The organism is Rufibacter ruber (assembly GCF_001647275.1).
Classification (GTDB): Bacteria; Bacteroidota; Bacteroidia; order Cytophagales; family Hymenobacteraceae; genus Nibribacter; species Nibribacter ruber_C.
The window spans coordinates 1-4,904 of record NZ_LRMM01000131.1 but is presented as its reverse complement, the minus strand read 5'-3'; the positions used below and the strand labels follow the sequence as shown (position 1 = coordinate 4,904).

At 53.3% G+C, this 4,904-nt stretch carries 2 protein-coding genes; both read left to right on the top strand.

From position 1 onward, the window contains the following. Positions 1-748 precede the first annotated feature (748 nt). On the top strand, positions 749-2,143 hold the full coding sequence (lpdA, locus tag A8O25_RS21990) for a dihydrolipoyl dehydrogenase (RefSeq protein ID WP_066839762.1): 1,395 nt from the start codon (positions 749-751) through the stop codon (positions 2,141-2,143). Between the two features lie 242 nt (positions 2,144-2,385). Next, entirely contained in the window at positions 2,386-4,854 is a 2,469-nt protein-coding gene (locus A8O25_RS21985; RefSeq protein ID WP_066839756.1) for a TonB-dependent receptor, read from the top strand. The last annotated feature ends 50 nt before the right edge of the window (positions 4,855-4,904 follow it).

Below are 4,904 nucleotides of genomic sequence, written 5' to 3'. Positions count from 1 at the left end.
CAAGCAGGCTTTTGCCATTGTGCATTCAGGTGTACCTTATCAGCCGGATTTTAAAAGATTCTCCGCCTGATTTTATTGACTTTTAACAGAGTTCATGTTGGCGGACGTTGTTTCTTTATAGTTGCTGATATTTTTTAATTCTGTTTTTGGCCTGATTTTCAAAAAACAGCCCGAAAACAGGTTGCCGTGCGCAATCAATTCTTTTTCCGTCCGTCCGTTTTTGGTTTCATTTCTAGAAACGAGGCCGAAAACACATTTTTGAAGTCGGTATTAACGCATTGAAGATAAATTCTCAGCAAGCATTTTGCGTCAATTCTTCTTCTGCAAATCCTGCCACTTTCCCACGTTAAAGTCGGGCGGCGTTCACCAGCTTTTCAAAGTTAACTTAATTCTTCTGCTGATTTATTTCTGCAACTCTAGCTGATTCTTTACGTCGGGTTTGCTGATTTTTTTGCTTGCCGCCGCGAGAACTCATGTTTACAATGACCGCCAACTACCGTATAACCGTCACAATTACATTTATCACCCCTATACCCGTACCTGAACATACGGTTTACATCCCGTTTCCGGCGGATAAACGTAATAGCACTACCGAATATAGGAGATAGGCCACTCATTATAAAGTGTCCGGTACCGTTTTCGGCCTGTTTTTTCCAAAGCAGGCCAAAAACGGCTTCTTGGGTAGAAACTTGGCAAAAGCGGGTTTATGATGTAGCTTTGCCTGAAGTAAAACCTTACATCCAGACACATGGCATCAAAATACGATTTGATAGTGGTGGGCAGCGGCCCAGGCGGGTACGTAGCCGCCATCCGCGCATCGCAATTGGGTATGAAAGTAGGCGTGGTAGAGAAAGCCGAACTGGGCGGTATCTGCCTCAACTGGGGGTGTATTCCCACCAAAGCGTTGCTGAAAAGTGCGCAGGTGTTTGAGTACATCAAGCACGCGTCAGACTACGGCATCAACGTGGGCGAAGCCTCTGCTGACTTCGGGGCCGTGGTGAACCGCAGCCGCGGGGTGGCCCAGGGCATGAGCAAAGGCATCCAGTTCCTGTTCCGCAAAAATAAGATTGACCATATCGCCGGGTACGGCAAATTAAAAGGCCAAGGCACGTTAGAAGTGACAGCAGAAGACGGCAAAGCCGAAATCTACGAAGCCAAACATATCATTCTGGCCACCGGCGCGCGTTCCCGTGAGCTGCCCAACCTGCCCATTGACGGACAGAAAATCATTGGCTACCGCCAGGCCATGGTGCTGGAGCAACAGCCCAAGAAAATGGTAGTGGTGGGTTCCGGAGCCATTGGGGTGGAGTTTGCCTACTTCTACAACGCCATGGGCACTGAGGTGACCATTGTGGAGTACCTGCCCAACATTGTGCCCGTAGAAGATGAGGAGGTGTCTAAACAACTGGAGAAATCGTTCAAGAAAGCTGGCATCAACATCATGACCAACTCAGAGGTCTTGTCAGTAGACACGTCTGGCGCGGGGTGCGTGGTGAAAATCAAAACCGCCAAAGGCGAAGAAACCGTAGAGGCAGACGTGGTGCTGTCGGCGGTGGGCATCCAGACCAACCTGGAGAACCTGGGCTTGGAGGAACTGGGCGTAGCCGTAGAGCGTGGCCGTGTCATCACTGATGATTTCTACAAGACCAACGTAGAGGGTGTGTACGCCATTGGCGACATTGTGAAAGGTCCGGCCCTGGCGCACGTGGCCTCTGCTGAGGGAATCATCTGCGTAGAAGCCATTGCCGGGCATCACCCAGAGCCCCTTGATTACAAAAACATACCGGGCTGTACCTACTGCTCTCCTGAGATTGCCTCTGTGGGCTACACAGAGAAAGAGTGCAAAGAGATGGGCCGCGAGATCAAAGTGGGCAAATTCCCGTTCTCAGCCTCTGGCAAGGCCAGCGCCGGCGGCGTGAAAGACGGCTTTGTGAAAGTCATCTTTGATGCCAAGTACGGTGAGTTCCTGGGCGCACACATGATTGGCGCCAACGTAACCGAGATGATTGCCGAGGTAGTGGTGGCCCGCAAATTGGAGACCACCGGCCATGAGATCATCAAAGCCGTGCACCCGCACCCCACCATGTCAGAAGCGGTGATGGAAGCCGCCGCCGCCGCCTACGGCGAGGTAATCCACCTGTAAGTTCTTACATAGAATATGAAAGGCCCGGCCATTGTCCGGGCCTTTCTGTTTTTTGCCTGTTTTTAGAAAAACAGCTCCAAAACAGAAACCAGTTTCACCTGTTATGATTACCGTTAGCGTATGAGTAGGAGAGGTTTAGGGGTTTTAGGGGCTAGAAACCTGGAGGCTCACATGTCACAACCCCGCTTTTACCCGTTCTTATCTAAGTAAGATTGAATACGCTTCCCATTTTATTCCCCCGCATGAAACAGTTCTTATTCCTATTCATACTCCTTTCCCTGTTCAAAATTAGCAGCCAATCTGCCCGGGCGCAGGGCAGCATTACCGGTACATTACAAGACGCCGCCTCTAAGCAGCCCATTGGCTACGCCACGGCTGCCTTGCTGTCTGGTCCAGATTCAGCAATTGTAGCCAGTACGCTGGTAGGGGGAGACGGGGGCTTCACCCTTTCGCCGGTGGCGGAAGGAAAATATGCCCTGAAGATATCGTTTGTAGGGTATGCCACCCGGGTAGTCCCCAACATTGTGCTTACTTCGGCAAAGCCGAAGGCAAATCTGGGGGTGATTCAGCTGCGCGCTGCCAGCACCCAACTGCAGGCCGTAGAGATAGTGGGGCAGCGGGAGCAGGTGGAGTATGCCCTGGACCGGCGGGTGTACAATGTGGGGCAGGACCTTTCTACGGTAGGCGGCACGGCGGTAGACGTGATGCAGAATGTGCCCTCAGTCACGGTAGACCAGGAAGGGACAGTAAGTATGCGCGGCACCTCCAACATCACCATCCTGATTGACGGCAAACCCTCTGCGCTCAGTGGCCTGGGACTGGACCAGATCCCGGCCAGTACCATTGAGCGGGTAGAGGTGATCACCAACCCGTCTAGTAAATATGACCCCAGCGGTACGGGCGGGGTACTGAACATTATCCTCAAAAAAGAGAAACAGCGCGGGCTCAACGGCATGGCCTCTGCCAACGCCGGTTTGGGTGGGCGCTACAACACCTCCCTCAACCTCAACTACCGGTTTGGCAAGCTGAACCTGTTCTCTAACTATGATTTCCGGCATGACATCAGAAAGGGCACCGGCCGCCAGTTCAGGACCAACTATACAGATAACCCGCCGTTTCAGGCGCAGGAGTCCCGCAATACCTATACCTTCGGGAACCATAACCTCAGGTTTGGGGCTGATTACCAGCTTACAGAATCCCAGAGCCTGACAGGGTCTGTGCTGTACCGCTTCGGCTACCGTGACAATGAAAGCACCAGCTTCTACCGCTATCTGAACCCGGCGCAGTCCCTGGACAGCACTTCTCTCAGAAACTCTGCTGGCAACGAAGACCGCCGGCTTTGGGAGTACGCGCTCAGTTACCGCAAAACGTTTCAGGAGGCGGGGCGCGAACTGACCGCAGATGCCGTCTTCAACGTGGAGCGCGAGCCGGGGTATGAAGAATTCGGCTGGCGGTTTTACAAGGCAGATGGCTCCCCCAGCCAGTTAACCCCGGCCACGGTACAGCAGAACCATGCGCTGGAGCAGGAGCGGGAGTTCTCTCTTCAGGCAGATTATGTGAACCCCATTGGGGAGAAAGGCAAGTGGGAAACCGGCTACCGCACCACCTTTGAGCGCGAAGACTCAGATGTGCGGGCGTTTGACCTCAATGCCAGAACCGGTTTTTTTGAAAACAGCCTGGGCCGAACCAACCACTTTATCTATGATGAGTGGGTGCATGCCCTGTACGGGAACTATGGCAATGTTTTCAAGAAGTTCAGCTACCAGCTGGGGGCACGGCTGGAGCAGACCAACATCATCACCAACCAGGTAACGCAGCGTAAACGCAACAAACAGGATTACCTCAACCTGTTCCCCAGTCTGTTCCTGACCTATGAGTTCTCAGAGGAGCAGAAGGTGCAGACAAGCTACAGCCGCCGCATTGACCGCCCCGGCACCCGCCAGCTGAACCCGTTCCTGGACATCTCTGACCCTTACAACCAGCGGCAGGGCAACCCGAACCTGAACCCGGAGTTTATTGACTCCTATGAGGTGAACTACCTGCGGTTCTGGGATCACGCCACCGTGACCGGAACAGTTTTCTACCGCAAGATGACAGATGTGGTGCAGCAGCTGCGGGAAACCCGTGATGACCCTGTGTACCAGTCTGTTTCTTTTGCCACCTACCAGAACTTTGCAGACGGCCAGTCTTATGGGGTGGAGCTGACTGCCAGCGCCGACCCTACCTCCTGGCTGCGGCTCAACGCCAACGCCTCTGGTTTTAACTACTCCATCAACAGTAGCAGCCGGGGAGTGGCCAACGCCAGCCGGGTGAGCTGGACCGGGAGGCTCAATTCTAACGTCACGCTGCCGTACAAGACAGAGGTACAGCTGTCTCTGTATTACCGGTCGCCTACGGTGATGGTGCAGGGGGAGCGTTCTGGCATGTTCACCACCAGCCTGAGTGCCCGCAAAGAAGTTTTCAAGGGCAAAGGCAACATTATCCTGCGGGTGCAGGACATCATTGACACCATGCGGTTTGACTCCTACAGCTTCGGGAATAGGGGGGAAGTCAAGACGTTTGAGGAAACCAGCAGCTATAAACCGCAGAGCCAGCTTGTGTACCTGGGGTTCAGCTACCGGTTTGGGAACAACCGCTCCCAAAAGCCGGAAAGGGAAAAGCAGGACAACAACTCCGTTCCCTCTGAGGGAGAAGGCGCTGGCCAGTATTAAAAAAGGTTTTCTGTTTTGGCGTTTTCAAAAATTCAAAAGCCCAAACCCAA

What these genes read in the sequence shown, in the direction of transcription:
- lpdA (WP_066839762.1), top strand. Translation starts at nt 749, where the DNA reads ATGGCATCAAAATACGATTTGATAGTGGTGGGCAGCGGCCCAGGCGGG.
- A8O25_RS21985 (WP_066839756.1), top strand. Translation starts at nt 2,386, where the DNA reads ATGAAACAGTTCTTATTCCTATTCATACTCCTTTCCCTGTTCAAAATT.